The organism is Bacteroides hominis, assembly GCF_033042785.2.
GTDB lineage: Bacteria > Bacteroidota > Bacteroidia > Bacteroidales > Bacteroidaceae > Bacteroides > Bacteroides hominis.
In genome coordinates this window covers 1,593,402-1,610,372 of record NZ_CP178829.1, presented here as the reverse complement: position 1 = coordinate 1,610,372, position 16,971 = coordinate 1,593,402, and the positions used below count along the sequence as shown (strand labels likewise).

The window sequence follows — 16,971 nt, the reverse complement described above, 5'->3', positions numbered from 1 at the left end:
TAGAATATTTTTCCGGAAAGAGCATCATCCATCCTCCCGGAATTGTATAACTTTGCAGCCGATAAATCCGTAGTTTACATATCATAATGGGAAAATATCGTACGAAAGGGAGCATCGCTCTCATCATTACAGGAAGTGTCCTGATCCTTGTTCTGACAGGTTTATATTGGGGACGCAACGGAATTCTCTGCCGAATGGTTGGCAAGCGGATACTGCGCACCGAACAAAAATACGGATTATCCATCCGCTACGATGCCTTGCGAATGAAAGGGCTGAACGAAATCGAGCTGAGCAATCTTTCCGTAGTCCCTGACAAGCGGGACACCCTCCTCACCCTGCATGCCCTGAACATGCGCCTCAGCTTCTGGAAACTGCTACGCGGAAAGATCGAAGTACGCAACGTAACCGCCGACCGGCTGAAAGTTTCATTCATCAAAGCAGACAGCACAGCAAATTATGACTTCCTCTTCCTGAAAAAGGAACAGGAGGTACCGGCCGGTTCGGCACAAGCCGACTATGCCCACAGAGTGAACAGGATACTGAACCTGCTCTATGGTTTCTTACCCGAAAACGGAACACTGCGTCAAGTCGACGTCAGCGAACGGAAAGACCGTAACTTCGTAGCCATCCGCATCCCGCAATTAAGCATACGGCAAAACCATTTCAACTCCGATATCGAAGTACAGGAAGATTCGGTAAGACAACACTGGACCACCTGTGGAGAAGTAAACCGAAGCCACCACACGCTAAAAGCCGAACTTTATGCACAGCATAAGGAGAAAATCGCCCTCCCCTATCTCAAACGCCGTTTCGGTGCGGACATTCGCTTGGATACCCTTACCTATAGCCTGACTGAATCGGAAGGAAACAGCGGTCAGATTATACTGACAGGACAAGCAGCAGTCAACGGACTTGAAGTGTATCACAAAGCTCTTTCCCCTCAAACAGTCAATCTGGACCGCGGACAAATATCCTACCGGGTTCTTGTGGGTAAAGAGTTCGCCGAACTGGACAGCACAACCTTGGTGCAATTCAACCAGATGCAGCTTCATCCTTATCTGAAAGCTGAGAAGAGAGAACACCAATGGCACTTCACAGCAGCTTTAAACAAGTCCTGGTTTCCGGCAAACGAACTCTTCGGCTCGCTCCCCAAAGGATTATTCAGCAATCTGGAAGGGATAAAGACGGACGGCGAACTGTCCTATCATTTCTTGCTGGATGTGGACTTTGCCCTACCGGACAGCCTGAAGCTGGAATCGGAATTAAAGGAGAGAAACTTCCGCATTGTGAAATACGGAGCCACAGACCTTGGTAAAATGTCGGAAGAGTTTATCTATACGGCTTACGAAAACGGACAGCCGGTACGCACTTTCCCTATAGGCCCCTCTTGGGAACATTTCACGCCACTGGACAGCATCTCCCCACTATTGCAAATGTCTGTGATGCAAAGTGAAGACGGAGCTTTCTACTATCACCGGGGCTTTCTTCCCGATGCCATGCGTGAAGCATTGATACAAGACCTGAAAGTGAAACGTTTTGCCCGTGGGGGAAGTACCATCACCATGCAGCTGGTAAAAAACGTATTCCTGAACCGGAACAAAAACATCGCCCGGAAACTGGAAGAAGCCCTGATCGTCTGGCTGATAGAAACGGAACGTCTCACTTCCAAAGACAGGATGTACGAAGTATATCTGAACATAGTGGAATGGGGGCCGCTTGTCTACGGAGCACAGGAGGCTGCTGCCTACTACTTTAAAAAACGCCCGTCTCAACTGACAGCCGAGGAGTCCATCTTCCTGGCATCCATCATTCCGAAGCCCAAGCATTTCCGAAATTCGTTCACCGGTGACATGAAACTGAAAGAAAACCTGGAAGGCTATTATCGATTGATAGCCGAACGACTGGCAAAAAAAGGAGTTATCAGCGAAGCGGCGGCGGACAGTATCCGCCCGGAGATAAATGTGACCGGCGAAGCAAGGAAAGACTTGGAGAGAGACAGCATACAGTAATTTATCAGATACCAAAAGCAGAATAGGGGGGAAACTCACCACAGAGGACACAGAGGACACAGAGTGAATTTTAAGTCATTGATTAGTAAAGTTGTTAATCTGTGATAATCTATGTGGTGAAAAGGCTTTTGACACATCCCCATCCTAACTGATTTATCTGCTAAGAGAGCATTTACCGACACAGAACCGTTCTTTTTTTGTTAAGTCCCCCTATACAAAGGGTATTCAGCAAACAATTCCACCGCAAAAAGTGTTTCATTGTACATTTTTTAGCCGTTTGCTATGGCAATTCAGAAATTATCACCATCTTTGTGGTGAACTACAACATTCTCTCGCTTGGAGAGCAAGACATAGAAAGCATTCTTTGTCTAACTTTAGCTACGGGCATAATTTATTTATGTCCGCAGCTTCTGGATAAAAGACGGCTCTGCCCCCGTGTCTGATACCGTAATGGGTCAGCATATATGCTTTTCTTGCTCTGCAATGGAATGATGTAGTTCAGCGGGTCAGCAGGGCCGTTCATTTTTCCCTGCCCGATATACGTTTGAGCTATGGGCAAACAATCTACTATCAAAATCTTGTCTTTCCACCGGCGCAGAACCAACGCAAACGGTTGGTATCGGTTGGATTTTATTTTTCAGCGAGGTAAAAAGATTCTGCATTATACACTCTCTACGCGGGATTATGAATATTCAGAGTGTTTCTGTTCACCTTCCCATATCGAACGTGCAGACATGATTGTCTTTGTAGCCGAACTTCTTTTAGAAATTCATAAAGTGAAATATTCGTGCCTGAAACGTACACCAAGCCAGGCGTATGCCACTTCCAAATATATATCCCGGATCAATCAAATATGCAAAAAGAACCATTATCACAAAACGCCTGTCATTATAGACGGGCTATAGTACTTTGATCTTTCATAATAAATTCTCTTTTATAATTGACTTTAAATCTAAATCCGACTCACCAAACCAGTTAACTCGTCGAACCGCTGCCACTCTACCCCCCGGAGGACAGCGGTTCTTTTTCTTTCATTTAACCAGTTCACATGAATCGTTTCTCTATTCTATTTCATATTTAATCATCTAATTATCAATATTTAATCATTCATGTCGGTATCTTTATCTCGTCCCGTATACCCGGAACCGGATGCAGATTGCACCATTTCCGGTTAAACAACAAGGGAAAACGAAATGCTTTAAGAGGTGTATTTGCTTAAGAAAGGCGTATCTTTCGGCTGATGACCAGCATTTTACGCCTTACTTTTGCCTTAAAACAGTAGGTGGAAGATGGAAGATACGGGTGGAAGATAAAGGGCTGAAAAATGCGATCTTCCACCCGGATATTTCTTTGATTATTAGAGTGATAAACGCAAAAAGGTGGAAGATGGAAGATCGAAATGCAGACAAATAAGATTCGTCGAACTGACGTTATTTATCCCGGCTCCCTCTTTCCGACGAGCGGGAAGAAGAACTACGGCTACTGCCTGAAGCAGAATTTCCACTGCTGCGTCTGCTTGAAGAAGAACGCTCAGAGACTGAACTTCGGGTGCCATTATTACTCTTCACCCTCTCCTGGCTCCGGCTACTACTGCGTCTGCTATCCGTACGTTCAGGAGTCACCCTATTAGGAGTTGCTGAACTCCTCGGAGTCACCCTGTTTTTATCTCGTGAGGCAGAACTTTCCCTCCGCACATCATTCCTCCGCACATCATCTCTCCGTGCCGAATTAGGACGTATAGTTACCGTACCGAAATCGGAACGACGGTGCGTGTTATAATTCCGGTGATCTCTTATGCTGTGGGAACCGGAATAGAAATCATGCCGGTAACGTCCGCGATAATAGCTGTTATGATAGTGCGTACGATAGTGTCCGCCGCAATAACTGCTATAGTGGTAAGGCTTTCCGAAATAGAAGTGGTTATGGTTTGTATACCGGATATAGACCCGGAAGCTCCAGCCTCCGCCATTGGCGTAAATCGGGCGATAGAAATAATCCACCCCTATAAAACGCCGATACTGTGAAGCAGTCAGCACCCATCGTAAGTCATCGTTACGAATATCCAACGTGCGATAGTATTTATCGAGCGCCCACTCTTCTCCCCGCATCACATCGTCCATCAGATAACGGATGGAGTAAACAAAATCATAATTGATTTCGTATACATCATTATATTGTCCCGTACTCAGGTTCAATTCATAGGCCATCTTGTCGGTAAGGAAACGAGTCTCCTTACGAATGCGGCTATTGCTCATGGCAGCCATGCTCACACTACTTACAGCAGTGATTCCGATGGCCAGAAAGAATATCAGTACTCGTTTCTTCATATCTCAAGTCTATTTAGTTCTATTATAATTCTTCACAAAATCCTTCACAGTACTCCGATTCGACAGGAAGTCCAGTTCATCTACTGCTATGGAGAAGTTATCTTTATCCACTACACTCGGGTAAAGTATCTTCAGCACCTTAGTGCGGTCATCATCAAAGCTATAAAGTTTTATCAGTCTACGGCATTGCTCTGAAGTAAACCCGGTAGAACTCGCTGCTTTTTCGATAAAGTCCGTCCTGTCCGAGTCGAATGTTTTACTCTTTGCATCATTCAGGAAGCGGGCAAATTCGTCATTTCTCATTGCCCTGTAGCTATAGGAATGCCCCACTTCCGAAGCGGAAACTGTACCGCCAATACCTAAAGAGAAAGATGGAGCGGGAGGAACAGTGGGTGCACCGTCCTTGAACGAATCCAGCCCTACGACACGGTTGTCTATAAAGTTAACGCAAATCACCGAAGGCCCTGCTTTGGAAAGGTACCCGCGATATTCCCACTCTTCCATGCCACCATCAAAGCGTCTGTAGTTCGGTTCTCCAAGAATGGTTTTCACCTCTTGTTGCGTCATTCCTTTCTGAATCCCCATCAGTTGGCTGTTCCTGAAATCTGCCAACAGGCTGGCACAACTACTCATGACAACGAGCAAGAGTAGTATTGCTGAAACATGTATCTTTTTCATAATTTATATAGGTTTTAGTTACGTTGACTATGGTATTTTCTCACAAATTCGTTCATCTTATTCTTATCGGACTGAAAAGTCAGACTCTCAATAACCAGATAAAAATTCGGTTTATCAACAATCCGCGGATACATGGCCTGCATCAGCTTTATTTTTTCACTGTCGAAACTGAACAACTTAACCAACTGGAGGCATTGATCGGAAGTAAAGCCGGTAGAGACAAGGGTAGTCTCGATCAGTTTATTGCGGTCAGAATCGAAAGGCTTATCTTTCACTGTTCTCAGAAAGCGGTCGAACTCTGCACGGTTCATCACCACATCATATCCGTATCCGGGACGCCCCTCTCTACCTACCCGGATATCCCGTATGTTCATACCGGGATTTGACACCCATTCCTGAAACAACAAATCTCCTTTTACACTCTGTCCGGTGCGCGGGATATAGCGCGCGGCATATACCTCTATGCGGTGTCTGCCCGAATAGTTGGCTATGAAGCAAGTCTCTGTCGGCGTGCATATCTGTTCGCCATCCATAAAGACAAGAATCGCCTCACCTGCACTCTGGATATTTATTCCGCTGATTCTTCCGGCTTGTGCCATAAATGCAGCGAACAAGAAACAAAGGGTTATGATTACTTTTCGCATATCGTTTAGTTTTTATTGTTTTTAATATCACAAAAATAGGATGAGGAAACTCCCCACCCTAATGATTCTGTCTATTCATACGTAGGGTTTTCCCTATTCAGTTTAGGGACGAACCAACTCGATTCCGTCTTCGTGGAGCAGGATCAGACGTTTCTTATATAAGTCGCCAACGGCTTTCTTGAATGTCTTCTTACTGACGCCGAAAACATCGTAAATCTCTTCGGCGGGGCTCTTGTCATTCAATCCGATCCGTCCGCCGTGGTCTGCAATATAGCGGTAAAGTGTTTTTGAGAAATCATCAACTTTCTCAAAACCCGGTTTCTGGAGAATCAGGTCTATCTTGCCGTCTTCGCGTACCTGCTTAATATATGCTTTCAGCGTATCGCCCGTATGTAAGGTCTGAAAGATCTCACTATCATACAGCAAACCACTGTACATATTCTCAATGATCGCCTTAAACCCAAGATCCGTCTTCTGCCAGATAAGTATGTTCACCTCTTCGCCCGGCTGATAAGGAGCTTTCTCTTTGGACAAATAGCGGTCTACCTTGGCTGAAGCTACGATGCGGAAACTTTCATCGTCAATGTAGGCATGAATGACGTATTTATTCCCTACCTGCATCTTCATCTTCTGCTCACTGAAAGGGACAAACAGGTCCTTCATCAGTCCCCAATTGAGGAAAGCTCCGAACTGATTGACCCAGGATACCTCCAGACAAGCAAACTCGCCTACTTGTACCAAAGGTGTCAATGTAGTGGCTATTAACCGTTCTTCATTATCCAGATAAAGGAAGACGTTCAACCAGTCTCCCACCTTACAATCTTCGGGCACATAACGGGTAGGCAGCAGAATTTCGCCTTCTTCTCCGCCATCCAGATACATACCGAAATCTACCTGCTTGACTACCTCAAGCTGGTTGAATTTTCCTAATTCAATACTCATAATCTTCATTCAGTTTGTGACAAAGATAAATAAAAAACAGACGTAAGAATAATAAGCCGTCGAAAAACATATCGCTGCATCTGTTTGTTATCATCCGCAGACGATAACTTTTCATTATAGCGCAAAACTTTTTTCGATAAACAACCTGCGTTTAAACGAGTTATCTTTGCACCGGAAACAAGAAACAAAGCAATTGTCGAATTAAAAAAAGATATAAATTATGGAATTCTTAACCAACGAAAAACTTACGATCGTAGGAGCTGCCGGAATGATTGGCTCTAACATGGCACAGACTGCCCTGATGATGAAACTGACTCCGAACATTTGTCTGTATGATCCTTATGCACCCGCTTTGGAAGGTGTAGCCGAGGAGCTGTACCACTGTGCGTTCGAAGGCGTAAACCTGACTTACACTTCAGATATCAAAGAAGCTTTATCAGGTGCGAAGTACATTGTGTCATCCGGTGGTGCCGCCCGTAAAGCAGGCATGACCCGTGAAGACTTGTTGAAAGGTAACGCAGAAATCGCAGCCCAGTTTGGTAAAGATATCCGCCAGTATTGCCCGGATGTGAAACATGTGGTCGTAGTGTTCAATCCTGCCGATATCACCGGACTGATTGTATTGCTCTATGCCGGCTTGAAACCGTCACAGGTATCCACACTGGCCGCTCTGGACAGCACCCGCCTGCAAAACGAACTGGTGAAGTACCTCCATATCCCCGCATCCGAAATTGTAAACTGCCGTACATATGGCGGCCACGGAGAACAGATGGCCGTATTTGCTTCTACCACTAAAGTACAAGGTGAAGCGCTGACCAAGATCATCGATACTCCACGCATGCCTATGCAGGATTGGGAAGATCTGAAAGTACGCGTTATTCAAGGTGGAAAACACATCATTGATCTGCGCGGACGCTCTTCATTCCAAAGCCCGGCTTATCTGTCTATCGAAATGATCGCGGCAGCCATGGGCGGACAACCTTTCCGCTGGCCGGCAGGCACTTATGTATCTGACAAGAAGTTCGACCACATCCTGATGGCAATGGAAACTTCCATCACCAAAGAAGGCGTTAGCTATAAAGAAGTACAAGGTACTCCTGAAGAACAGAAAGAAATGGAAGAGAGCTACGCTCACTTATGCAAACTGCGTGATGAAGTGATAGCTATGGGTATCCTTCCGGAAATCAATAAATGGCACGAGCTGAACAAGCATATAAATTGATGACATCATACAAAGTTTAATTAGTTGGAATACTGCCTGTCTGCCATATGCGGATGGGCAGTATTTTTAGTTTTATCCGGAAAACATCGACTTGGGCGACCGCCTCAGTAACACTGATAACCAGCAGATTATATTTACCTGAATTTCCCCTTTCTATGTAAAACCATTTACCCCGGCATGTAAAAGCATTTACCTCGGTATGTAAAGCCATTTACCCCGGTACGTAAAAGCATTTACCCCGGTATGTAAACGGAACCGGCATTCGACGTGACAGATGCCCTCCCATAGGGTACGCACTCCAATGACGCATTCTCCGAATAGAGCTATTTCCCTTTCTCTATATCAACTCCCGTCCCTGCGGGACAGAGAGCTGAAAAGCCTTACTTTTGTTTACTGTCATCGGCCGCCTCCAACTGCTTGTAATATTCTTCTTTCTCTTTATTCTTCTTCTGAATCAGACTGGTGACATAAACAGTAAAAATCGGGAACATCATCATACCCAGTGCAGCCAGCAGCACCGAGAGTACACGTCCCGTCACGGTGACGGCAATGATGTTGGAACCAACCGTAGTCACATCCATAAATGCCCACCAGAGCGCATCTCCGTAACCGGTCACCAGCGGGTTGACTTTATGCTCAAGCACAAAGAAAGCCAGACTGGAAAAATAGACAGTGGCAAGCAGCATAGTCAAATAAGAGACAAACAGACCGGAAGCCTTATTATAAGTGAGCCAACCTACCACAATGGCCATCGCATACCCACCCCGTACTAAGGGAACGAAACGAATCATATAAGTCACTTCGGGAGAGAAAGTCCATCCCATATACGATATAATATTCTGGTAGGGTATCGCCACCAGCAGGAAAATGAAGTGTGTACTGAGATAGTGCCATTTGTTTTTCGAAAGAAACAATTCGAGAATAAAGTCGAACAGGAACAAGACACAAATCCACAACTGGACTTTCATATATACCGACTGAGTATAAAAAGGGATGCCCTTGAATGTATCAATCGAAATACTGATGACCAGAAAAAGAGAAAGCAGCAGGATGATGACATGCAGAATGCCGTAGATCCCTTTCTTCCGTAAAGAAAAATCAGAAAGAGCCATTTTCATAAGCACTGATATTTTATGGGTTATTTTTAATTATGCAAAAGGAACAAGAGTCATACACGATTTGTTTGATATCGAATCAAGATCAGGAGGAAAACCGGTTTTCTCACTCTTGGCCGATGTTAATTAACCAAGTTTGACGTTAGTAAACTGAAACATCTTACGTTAAACGTTGTTATAGACACTGACTTAAAAATATTTTTCACTTAAAACCTTAACTTATGGCAAATATTAAACAAGCAGTGAAACTGGGGGTATTCACCCTGGCGATCATGAACGTAACGGCAGTAGTATCCCTACGTGGACTTCCTGCCGAGGCCGTATATGGAATGAGTTCGGCCTTCTATTATCTTTTCGCAGCTATCGTATTCCTTATTCCGACATCACTCGTTGCGGCGGAATTGGCTGCCATGTTCCAAGACAAACAAGGTGGTGTGTTCCGTTGGGTAGGCGAAGCATACGGAAAAAAATTAGGATTCCTTGCCATCTGGGTACAATGGATTGAAAGTACGATCTGGTATCCGACTGTATTGACATTCGGTGCCGTATCCATCGCTTTCATCGGAACAAATGACGCACATGACATGACACTGGCCAGCAATAAATACTACACACTGGCCGTTGTGCTTATCATCTACTGGCTGGCTACCTTCATCTCACTGAAAGGTATGGGATGGGTAGGTAAAGTAGCTAAAGTAGGTGGTATGGTCGGAACAATTATTCCGGCTGCCCTGCTGATTATTCTGGGTATTGCCTACCTGGCATCCGGAGGTCATTCCAACCTCGACTTCCACAGCAGTTTCTTCCCCGACCTGACCAACTTTGATAACGTGGTGTTAGCAGCCAGTATCTTCCTCTTTTATGCCGGTATGGAAATGGGCGGTATCCATGTAAAGGATATGGAAAACCCGTCAAAAAACTATCCGAAAGCTGTATTTATCGGTGCATTTATCACCGTAATCATTTTCGTATTGGGTACATTCTCACTGGGTATCATTATTCCGGCCAAGGACATCAGCTTGACACAGAGCTTACTTGTAGGTTTCGACAATTACTTCAGATATATCCATGCCTCCTGGTTATCACCAATCATCGCCATCGCCCTTGCATTCGGTGTGTTGGCAGGTGTATTGACATGGGTTGCCGGTCCGTCAAAAGGTATCTTTGCCGTAGGTAAGGCCGGTTATATGCCTCCGTTCTTCCAGAAGACCAACAAACTGGGTGTACAGAAAAACATTCTGTTCGTTCAGGGTGGTGCTGTTACCGTATTGAGCCTTTTGTTTGTGGTTATGCCTTCCGTACAGAGTTTCTATCAGATTTTGTCACAGTTGACAGTTATTCTTTATCTGGTGATGTACTTGCTTATGTTCTCCGGCGCCATCTATCTGCGCTATAACATGAAGAAGGCCAACCGCCCGTTCCGTATCGGTAAGAAGGGTAATGGTTTAATGTGGATTGTAGGCGGCCTGGGCTTCCTTGGCTCATTGCTGGCATTCATCCTCAGCTTCATTCCGCCCAGCCAGATCTCTACCGGCAGCAACACTGTATGGTTCTCAGTATTGATCATCGGCGCACTGGTTGTAGTCATTGCTCCGTTCATCATCTACGCAGCAAAGAAACCATCATGGGCCGACCCCAACAGTACTTTTGAACCCTTCCACTGGGAAGCACAAGCCAAACCGCAAGCAGCTCCCGTTACTGCAACAGTATCCGGCCCGGCTGTAAGCGGTGCTAACACTTCCACCAGCACTACTTCTGCACCGTCAGCAGGTTCTGCTCCTTCTGATAAGGACACTCCGCAAAAGTAAAGTTAAAAGGAAATATCTATCTACCTGAATGAAAGAGGTTGTATCCGGAGATTTAATCTAAATTCTACCGGATACAACCTCTTATTTCTTTGGAGAAACCATTCAGGATGTCAAAGGAAGAGTAAACCTTTATTTTACTGAAAATGACTACATTTAAAAAAACCTTTCCTCCTAATAATACAGATGGCAAGTTATGTCCCCAATTAACGCCCTGTCCTATGTATAGAAACGTATCAATTAATGTCATTTTCATCAGAAATGTATATTATATCCATCTTAAAATCCGGAAGAGAAAGATGCTCTTCACCTCGTTTGAGCAAATATTTTATATTTTCTTTGCCAAACTATTGCAGTATTAAAAATTATACCTATCTTTGCACCCGCAATCACAAAGGTGCCATAGCTCAGTTGGTAGAGCAAAGGACTGAAAATCCTTGTGTCCCCGGTTCGATTCCTGGTGGCACCACTTTGCAGATAGCGGAATGTAGCGCAGTTGGTAGCGCACTACGTTCGGGACGTAGGGGTCGGGCGTTCGAGTCGCCTCATTCCGACATTCGCATAGACAAGCCGTTCAAATTGAGCGGCTTGTCTGTTTTTTTAGAGGAATAATTGAATTATATTAAAAACAACAGTTTTCCTAATCTTCCTTTCCATACAACTATCCACCTCCCAATCAGTTCTGATTCCATAGAAATATATCTTCACCTTATTTATATATCGCTTCTAATCAGAATTCAGCAATTCATAAAAACTACATAACCATTCAAGCATAGATATATTCATGCTACTATTTCTGCATATTTCCACAACATATGCTATGTTTATGTATAAAAAGAGTAAAAAAACAGCCTTTTATGCATACTATTTCCAAATTATTGCATACTTTTGCGCCATTCTTAGAATAATTATACAAGATGAAGAAGAAAGCAAACCGGTTAGATGCCATAAAAATGATTATCTCCAGTAAAGAAGTAGGTTCACAAGAAGAACTCTTGCAAGAATTAGGACAGGAAGGATTCGAACTGACACAAGCCACTCTTTCACGTGACCTGAAACAACTGAAAGTAGCCAAAGCTGCCAGCATGAATGGCAAATATGTATATGTATTGCCCAATGACATCATGTACAAACGGGTTGGCGACCAAAGTGCCAGTGAAATGTTAATGAATAACGGATTCATCTCCCTTCAGTTCTCCGGAAATATTGCAGTAATCAAAACCCGCCCCGGATACGCGAGCAGCATGGCTTACGACATTGATAACCGTGAGTCGGATACCATTCTGGGAACGATTGCCGGAGACGATACCATCATGCTGGTGCTGCGCGAAGGAGTGACTCCCACTGCCGTACGAAGTTTCTTGTCTCTCATTATTCCGAATATCAACTAACTAACAACAATTATACTCTACACTAAATCAAAAATGGACACTCAACAAATAGATGTTATGGTAGCCGACGCCTCGCATGAGGTTTACGTTGACACTATTTTGGAAACAATCAGAAACGCAGCAAAAGTACGCGGAACCGGAATAGCAGAACGTACACATGAGTACGTAGCCACCAAAATGAAAGAAGGAAAAGCAATCATAGCCCTCAGTGGAGATGTGTTTGCCGGATTTACTTATATTGAATCATGGGGAAACAAACAATACGTTGCTACATCGGGATTGATTGTACATCCCGACTTCCGGGGATTAGGATTGGCCAAACGTATCAAACAGGCCTCTTTTCAGTTGGCTCGTCTACGATGGCCGAGAGCTAAAATATTCAGTTTGACCAGTGGTGCGGCCGTGATGAAAATGAACACGGAACTGGGATATGTACCGGTCACATTTAATGAACTGACCGATGACGAAGCTTTCTGGAAAGGATGTGAAGGTTGCACTAACCATGAAATCCTGGTGGCAAAGAATCGTAAATTCTGTATTTGCACCGCCATGCTATATGATCCGGCAGATCCGCATAACATTAAAAAGGAACAAGAAAGAAATAACATTTAAAAAATACAGCACTATGGAACAGAAAAAGAAAGTAGTGGTTGCATTCAGCGGAGGTCTCGATACCTCGTTCACTGTAATGTACCTGGCTAAGGAAAAAGGATATGAAGTGTACGCTGCATGCGCCAATACAGGCGGTTTCAGCGAAGAACAACTGAAGCAAAACGAAGAGAATGCCTACAAACTGGGTGCTGTGAAATATGTCACCCTCGATGTCACTCAAGAATACTACGAAAAGAGTTTGAAATACATGATATTCGGCAACGTACTGCGTAATGGCACTTACCCGATTTCTGTTAGCTCCGAACGCATCTTCCAGGCACTGGCCATTGCACGTTATGCCAAGGAGATTGGTGCAGAAGCCATTGCACATGGTTCTACCGGAGCAGGAAACGACCAGATTCGCTTTGACATGACTTTCCTTGTCATGACTCCAGGTGTAGAAATCATTACGCTGACTCGTGATATGGCCCTAAGTCGTCAGGAGGAAATCGATTACCTGAACAAAAATGGTTTCGAAGCCGACTTTACGAAGCTGAAATACTCTTATAACGTCGGATTATGGGGTACTTCCATCTGCGGAGGAGAAATTCTGGACAGCGCACAGGGATTGCCCGAAACAGCTTATCTGAAACAAGTCACCAAAGAAGGTAGCGAACTACTGCGCCTTGAATTTAAAAACGGTGAGCTTCATGCTGTAAACGGTGAAGTCTTTGAAGACAAGATTGCAGCCATCCAGAAGGTGGAAGAAATAGGTGCAGCTTACGGTATTGGTCGTGATATGCACGTAGGAGATACCATCATCGGTATTAAGGGACGTGTTGGATTTGAAGCAGCTGCCCCGATGCTTATCATCGGCGCACACCGGTTCCTCGAAAAATATACGCTGAGCAAATGGCAACAATATTGGAAAGACCAAGTAGCCAACTGGTATGGCATGTTCCTTCACGAAAGCCAGTATCTGGAACCGGTAATGCGTGATATTGAAGCAATGCTACAGGAATCTCAGCGCAATGTAAACGGTACTGCAATCCTTGAACTCCGCCCCTTGTCATTCTCTACCGTTGGTGTAGAGTCACAAGACGATCTGGTAAAAACCAAATTTGGTGAATATGGAGAAATGCAAAAGGGTTGGACAGCCGAAGACGCTAAAGGCTTCATCAAAGTAACTTCTACCCCGCTACGTGTTTACTATGCTAACCATAAAGACGAAGAAGTATGATAAAAGCAGGAATAATTGGCGGAGCAGGATACACGGCAGGCGAACTTATCCGCCTGCTTATCAACCATCCCGAAACCGAAATCATATTCGTTAACAGTACCAGTAATGCCGGAAACAAAATTACCGATGTGCATGAAGGACTTTACGGAGAGTGCGATCTGGTCTTTACCGACGAACTCCCGTTAGAAGACATCGATGTGCTTTTCTTCTGTACCGCCCATGGAGATACAAAGAAATTTATAGAAAGTCACAACATTCCGGAGGATCTGAAAATCATTGATTTATCAATGGACTACCGCATTGCTTCACCGGATCATGACTTTATTTATGGCCTGCCGGAATTAAATCGCCGTGCAACCTGCACAGCAAAACATGTAGCCAATCCGGGATGCTTTGCTACTTGTATCCAATTAGGATTACTTCCATTGGCAAAACATCTGATGCTAAACGGAGATGTAATGGTAAACGCTATTACAGGAAGCACAGGAGCAGGAGTAAAACCTGGAGCCACCAGTCATTTCAGTTGGCGAAACAATAATATGAGCGTGTACAAAGCTTTTGAACACCAACACGTTCCCGAAATCAGGCAATCACTGAAACAATTACAGAATAGTTTTGATTCAGAAATTGACTTCATCCCTTACCGGGGTGATTTTCCCCGCGGTATTTTTGCTACTTTAGTCGTAAAAACAAAGGTAGCATTAGAGGAAATTGTACGCATGTATGAGGAATATTATTCCAAAGACTCGTTTGTACACATCGTAGACAAAAACATAGACCTGAAACAGGTAGTAAATACCAATAAATGTCTGATTCACCTGGAAAAACACGGTGATAAACTATTGATCATTTCTTGTATTGACAATCTGTTGAAAGGTGCATCCGGGCAGGCAGTCCATAACATGAACCTGATGTTTAATCTGGAGGAGACGGTAGGCCTGCGCCTTAAACCCTCTGCATTCTAAAAAGCAATGAACCTATTTGACGTATATCCCCTTTTTGATATAAACATAGTAAAAGGAAAAGGTTGTCACGTTTGGGATGAAAACGGCACGGAATATCTGGATCTCTACGGAGGACATGCTGTCATCTCGATCGGACATGCTCACCCGCATTATGTTGACATGATTAGCAAGCAAGTGGCAACACTGGGCTTCTATTCAAATTCTGTAATCAACAAGTTACAGCAACAGGTAGCCGAACGTCTTGGAAAACTATCCGGATATGAAGATTACTCCCTATTCCTGATCAACAGTGGTGCCGAAGCAAATGAAAATGCACTGAAATTGGCCTCGTTCCATAACGGACGGACCAAAGTAATATCTTTCGGCAAAGCTTTTCACGGGCGTACTTCGCTGGCGGTAGAAGCTACAGATAATCCTAAGATTATAGCTCCGATCAATGCCAACGGGCATATAACCTACCTTCCGCTAAACGATACGGAGGCGATGAAAGCCGAACTGGCAAAAGGAGATGTTTGTGCTGTCATTATTGAAGGCATACAAGGAGTAGGCGGTATCAAAATACCAACAACCGAATTCCTGCAGGAACTTCGTAAAGCCTGCACTGACAACGGCACAATCCTGATCTTGGACGAGATACAAAGCGGTTACGGACGTAGTGGCAAATTCTTTGCCCACCAGTATGCCGGAATCAAACCTGACATAATCACTGTTGCCAAAGGTATTGGAAACGGATTTCCCATGGCAGGAGTACTGATCAGCCCGATATTCACACCGGTATATGGCATGCTCGGGACTACTTTTGGTGGCAATCATCTGGCTTGCTCCGCTGCACTGGCGGTGATGGATGTCATTGAACAGGAAAAGTTGGTAGAAAATGCAGCCGACATCGGTACCTATCTGTTAGAAGAATTGAAAAAATTCAGAGAAATCAAAGAAGTTCGCGGATGCGGACTTATGATCGGAATGGAGTTCGACCAACCGGTAAAGGAAATCCGCAACCGCCTGATTCACGAACAAAAAGTATTTACCGGTGCCAGTGGTACGAATGTAATCCGTTTGCTACCTCCTCTCTGCCTCAGCAAGGCAGAAGCCGATGAATTCCTTGTCCGGCTAAGAAAAGTACTCGGTTAATAATCAGCATCCTTATAAGGAAAGTGAAAAAGTGAAAATACCTGCCACGTTTGCTCGTATTTTCACTTTTTACTTATACCTTTGTCAGAAACAGACTAAATAATTATAAAATATGAAAGTAGCTATCATTGGTGCAGGAAATATGGGAGGCTCCATTGCCTGCGGACTGGCAAAAGGCAAGCTGATCTCGGCTTCCGATATTATAGTGTCCAACCCCAGTGCCGGAAAACTGGAAGCGTTGAAAAAAGAATTCCCTTCTATCACTACCACTCGCAATAATGCAGAAGCTGCTATCGGTGCTGATATTGTGATTTTGACCGTGAAACCCTGGCTAATCAGAAGTGTGCTCCGCGAAATGAAACTAAAAAGCAAACAGATTCTCGTTTCCGTTGCAGCCGGAATCAGCTTCGAACAATTGGCGCATGATGTCGTTGAACCAGAGATGCCCATGTTCCGTATTGTCCCCAATACAGCTATCAGCGAACTACAAAGTATGACACTGATAGCTTCACGAAATGCCGGACACGATCTGGAAACACTGATGGTCAACCTCTTCAGTGAGATGGGGATGGCTATGATTTTGCCTGAGGACAAGCTGGAAGCAGCTACTGCTCTAACCTCTTGTGGCATTGCTTATGTACTGAAATATATTCAGGCTGCTATGCAAGCAGGTATTGAAATGGGAATCCGCCCGTCGGATGCCATGGATATGATTGCGCAATCTGTAAAAGGGGCTGCCGAACTGATACTGAACAACGATACCCATCCGAGTGTAGAGATTGACAAAGTGACTACTCCCGGTGGAATTACAATCAAAGGTATCAATGAGTTAGAGCATAATGGATTTACCTCTGCCATTATTAAAGCAATGAAAGCATCAAGATAGTGATTATCTAATTTTAATCACAAAA

At 44.3% G+C, this 16,971-nt stretch carries 15 protein-coding genes and 2 tRNA genes; 12 read left to right on the top strand and 5 right to left on the bottom strand.

What is annotated here, in order from left to right; translation table 11 throughout:
• Positions 1 to 86 precede the first annotated feature (86 nt).
• Both R3O62_RS06885 and R3O62_RS06880 read left to right on the top strand, forming a co-directional pair.
• Entirely contained in the window at positions 87 to 2,009 is a 1,923-nt protein-coding gene (locus R3O62_RS06885; RefSeq protein ID WP_044302217.1) for a biosynthetic peptidoglycan transglycosylase, read from the top strand.
• A gap of 551 nt (positions 2,010 to 2,560) precedes the next feature.
• The gene (locus R3O62_RS06880) at positions 2,561 to 2,914 is read left to right on the top strand and encodes a hypothetical protein (RefSeq protein ID WP_032531754.1); all 354 of its coding nucleotides are present in this window, start codon (positions 2,561 to 2,563) and stop codon (positions 2,912 to 2,914) included.
• Between the two features lie 525 nt (positions 2,915 to 3,439).
• Here the strand turns inward: R3O62_RS06880 and R3O62_RS06875 are convergent.
• The 4 genes from R3O62_RS06875 to R3O62_RS06860 form a co-directional block, all read right to left on the bottom strand.
• Positions 3,440 to 4,336 carry a hypothetical protein gene (locus R3O62_RS06875; protein ID WP_005810716.1) on the bottom strand — a complete coding sequence of 299 codons (897 nt, stop codon included), beginning with the start codon at positions 4,334 to 4,336 and terminating at the stop codon, positions 3,440 to 3,442.
• Positions 4,337 to 4,345: 9 nt separating this feature from the next.
• Positions 4,346 to 5,014: a DUF4476 domain-containing protein gene (locus R3O62_RS06870; protein ID WP_005810718.1), complete on the bottom strand. Its 669-nt coding sequence runs from the start codon at positions 5,012 to 5,014 to the stop codon at positions 4,346 to 4,348.
• A 14-nt stretch (positions 5,015 to 5,028) separates the two neighbouring features.
• Complete coding sequence (locus tag R3O62_RS06865) at positions 5,029 to 5,658, bottom strand: DUF4476 domain-containing protein (RefSeq protein WP_005778861.1); 630 nt, start codon at positions 5,656 to 5,658, stop codon at positions 5,029 to 5,031.
• Positions 5,659 to 5,760: 102 nt separating this feature from the next.
• Positions 5,761 to 6,600, bottom strand: a complete 840-nt coding sequence (locus R3O62_RS06860; protein ID WP_005778864.1) for a CvfB family protein — start codon at positions 6,598 to 6,600, stop codon at positions 5,761 to 5,763.
• Positions 6,601 to 6,820: 220 nt separating this feature from the next.
• On the opposite strand from R3O62_RS06860, the gene R3O62_RS06855 reads away from it, so the two are divergent.
• Positions 6,821 to 7,822, top strand: a complete 1,002-nt coding sequence (locus R3O62_RS06855) for a malate dehydrogenase (RefSeq protein ID WP_005778865.1) — start codon at positions 6,821 to 6,823, stop codon at positions 7,820 to 7,822.
• A gap of 380 nt (positions 7,823 to 8,202) precedes the next feature.
• On the opposite strand, the gene R3O62_RS06850 is transcribed toward R3O62_RS06855, so the two are convergent.
• Positions 8,203 to 8,940 carry a potassium channel family protein gene (locus tag R3O62_RS06850; RefSeq protein ID WP_005810725.1) on the bottom strand — a complete coding sequence of 246 codons (738 nt, stop codon included), beginning with the start codon at positions 8,938 to 8,940 and terminating at the stop codon, positions 8,203 to 8,205.
• Between the two features lie 218 nt (positions 8,941 to 9,158).
• On the opposite strand from R3O62_RS06850, the gene gadC reads away from it, so the two are divergent.
• The 9 genes from gadC (at position 9,159) to proC (ending at position 16,946) form a co-directional block, all read left to right on the top strand.
• On the top strand, positions 9,159 to 10,745 hold the full coding sequence (gadC, locus tag R3O62_RS06845; RefSeq protein WP_022011454.1) for a putative glutamine/gamma-aminobutyrate antiporter GadC: 1,587 nt from the start codon (positions 9,159 to 9,161) through the stop codon (positions 10,743 to 10,745).
• Positions 10,746 to 11,138: 393 nt separating this feature from the next.
• A tRNA-Phe gene (locus R3O62_RS06840) sits at positions 11,139 to 11,211 on the top strand.
• 12 nt (positions 11,212 to 11,223) lie between these two features.
• A tRNA-Pro gene (locus tag R3O62_RS06835) sits at positions 11,224 to 11,296 on the top strand.
• Between the two features lie 363 nt (positions 11,297 to 11,659).
• Complete coding sequence (locus R3O62_RS06830) at positions 11,660 to 12,133, top strand: arginine repressor (protein ID WP_005778877.1); 474 nt, start codon at positions 11,660 to 11,662, stop codon at positions 12,131 to 12,133.
• 33 nt (positions 12,134 to 12,166) lie between these two features.
• On the top strand, positions 12,167 to 12,745 hold the full coding sequence (locus tag R3O62_RS06825; protein WP_005778879.1) for a GNAT family N-acetyltransferase: 579 nt from the start codon (positions 12,167 to 12,169) through the stop codon (positions 12,743 to 12,745).
• 13 nt (positions 12,746 to 12,758) lie between these two features.
• Entirely contained in the window at positions 12,759 to 13,964 is a 1,206-nt protein-coding gene (locus R3O62_RS06820) for an argininosuccinate synthase (protein WP_005778881.1), read from the top strand.
• Positions 13,961 to 14,929, top strand: a complete 969-nt coding sequence (argC, locus tag R3O62_RS06815; protein WP_005778883.1) for an N-acetyl-gamma-glutamyl-phosphate reductase — start codon at positions 13,961 to 13,963, stop codon at positions 14,927 to 14,929. Before R3O62_RS06820 ends, argC begins: the two co-directional genes overlap by 4 nt.
• 6 nt (positions 14,930 to 14,935) lie before the next feature.
• Entirely contained in the window at positions 14,936 to 16,060 is a 1,125-nt protein-coding gene (locus R3O62_RS06810; protein WP_005778885.1) for an aspartate aminotransferase family protein, read from the top strand.
• A gap of 112 nt (positions 16,061 to 16,172) precedes the next feature.
• Positions 16,173 to 16,946, top strand: a complete 774-nt coding sequence (gene proC, locus R3O62_RS06805; RefSeq protein WP_005810731.1) for a pyrroline-5-carboxylate reductase — start codon at positions 16,173 to 16,175, stop codon at positions 16,944 to 16,946.
• Positions 16,947 to 16,971: the final 25 nt, after the last annotated feature.

Bases quoted from the DNA above. Each gene is read 5' to 3' on its own strand.
- R3O62_RS06880 (WP_032531754.1), top strand. From the start codon at position 2,561: ATGGGCAAACAATCTACTATCAAAATCTTGTCTTTCCACCGGCGCAGA.
- R3O62_RS06860 (WP_005778864.1), bottom strand. From the start codon at position 6,600: ATGAGTATTGAATTAGGAAAATTCAACCAGCTTGAGGTAGTCAAGCAG.
- argC (WP_005778883.1), top strand. From the start codon at position 13,961: ATGATAAAAGCAGGAATAATTGGCGGAGCAGGATACACGGCAGGCGAA.
- R3O62_RS06810 (WP_005778885.1), top strand. From the start codon at position 14,936: ATGAACCTATTTGACGTATATCCCCTTTTTGATATAAACATAGTAAAA.
- gadC (WP_022011454.1), top strand. From the start codon at position 9,159: ATGGCAAATATTAAACAAGCAGTGAAACTGGGGGTATTCACCCTGGCG.
- R3O62_RS06820 (WP_005778881.1), top strand. From the start codon at position 12,759: ATGGAACAGAAAAAGAAAGTAGTGGTTGCATTCAGCGGAGGTCTCGAT.
- R3O62_RS06825 (WP_005778879.1), top strand. From the start codon at position 12,167: ATGGACACTCAACAAATAGATGTTATGGTAGCCGACGCCTCGCATGAG.
- R3O62_RS06875 (WP_005810716.1), bottom strand. From the start codon at position 4,336: ATGAAGAAACGAGTACTGATATTCTTTCTGGCCATCGGAATCACTGCT.
- R3O62_RS06885 (WP_044302217.1), top strand. From the start codon at position 87: ATGGGAAAATATCGTACGAAAGGGAGCATCGCTCTCATCATTACAGGA.
- R3O62_RS06830 (WP_005778877.1), top strand. From the start codon at position 11,660: ATGAAGAAGAAAGCAAACCGGTTAGATGCCATAAAAATGATTATCTCC.
- R3O62_RS06850 (WP_005810725.1), bottom strand. From the start codon at position 8,940: ATGAAAATGGCTCTTTCTGATTTTTCTTTACGGAAGAAAGGGATCTAC.
- R3O62_RS06865 (WP_005778861.1), bottom strand. From the start codon at position 5,658: ATGCGAAAAGTAATCATAACCCTTTGTTTCTTGTTCGCTGCATTTATG.
- proC (WP_005810731.1), top strand. From the start codon at position 16,173: ATGAAAGTAGCTATCATTGGTGCAGGAAATATGGGAGGCTCCATTGCC.
- R3O62_RS06870 (WP_005810718.1), bottom strand. From the start codon at position 5,014: ATGAAAAAGATACATGTTTCAGCAATACTACTCTTGCTCGTTGTCATG.
- R3O62_RS06855 (WP_005778865.1), top strand. From the start codon at position 6,821: ATGGAATTCTTAACCAACGAAAAACTTACGATCGTAGGAGCTGCCGGA.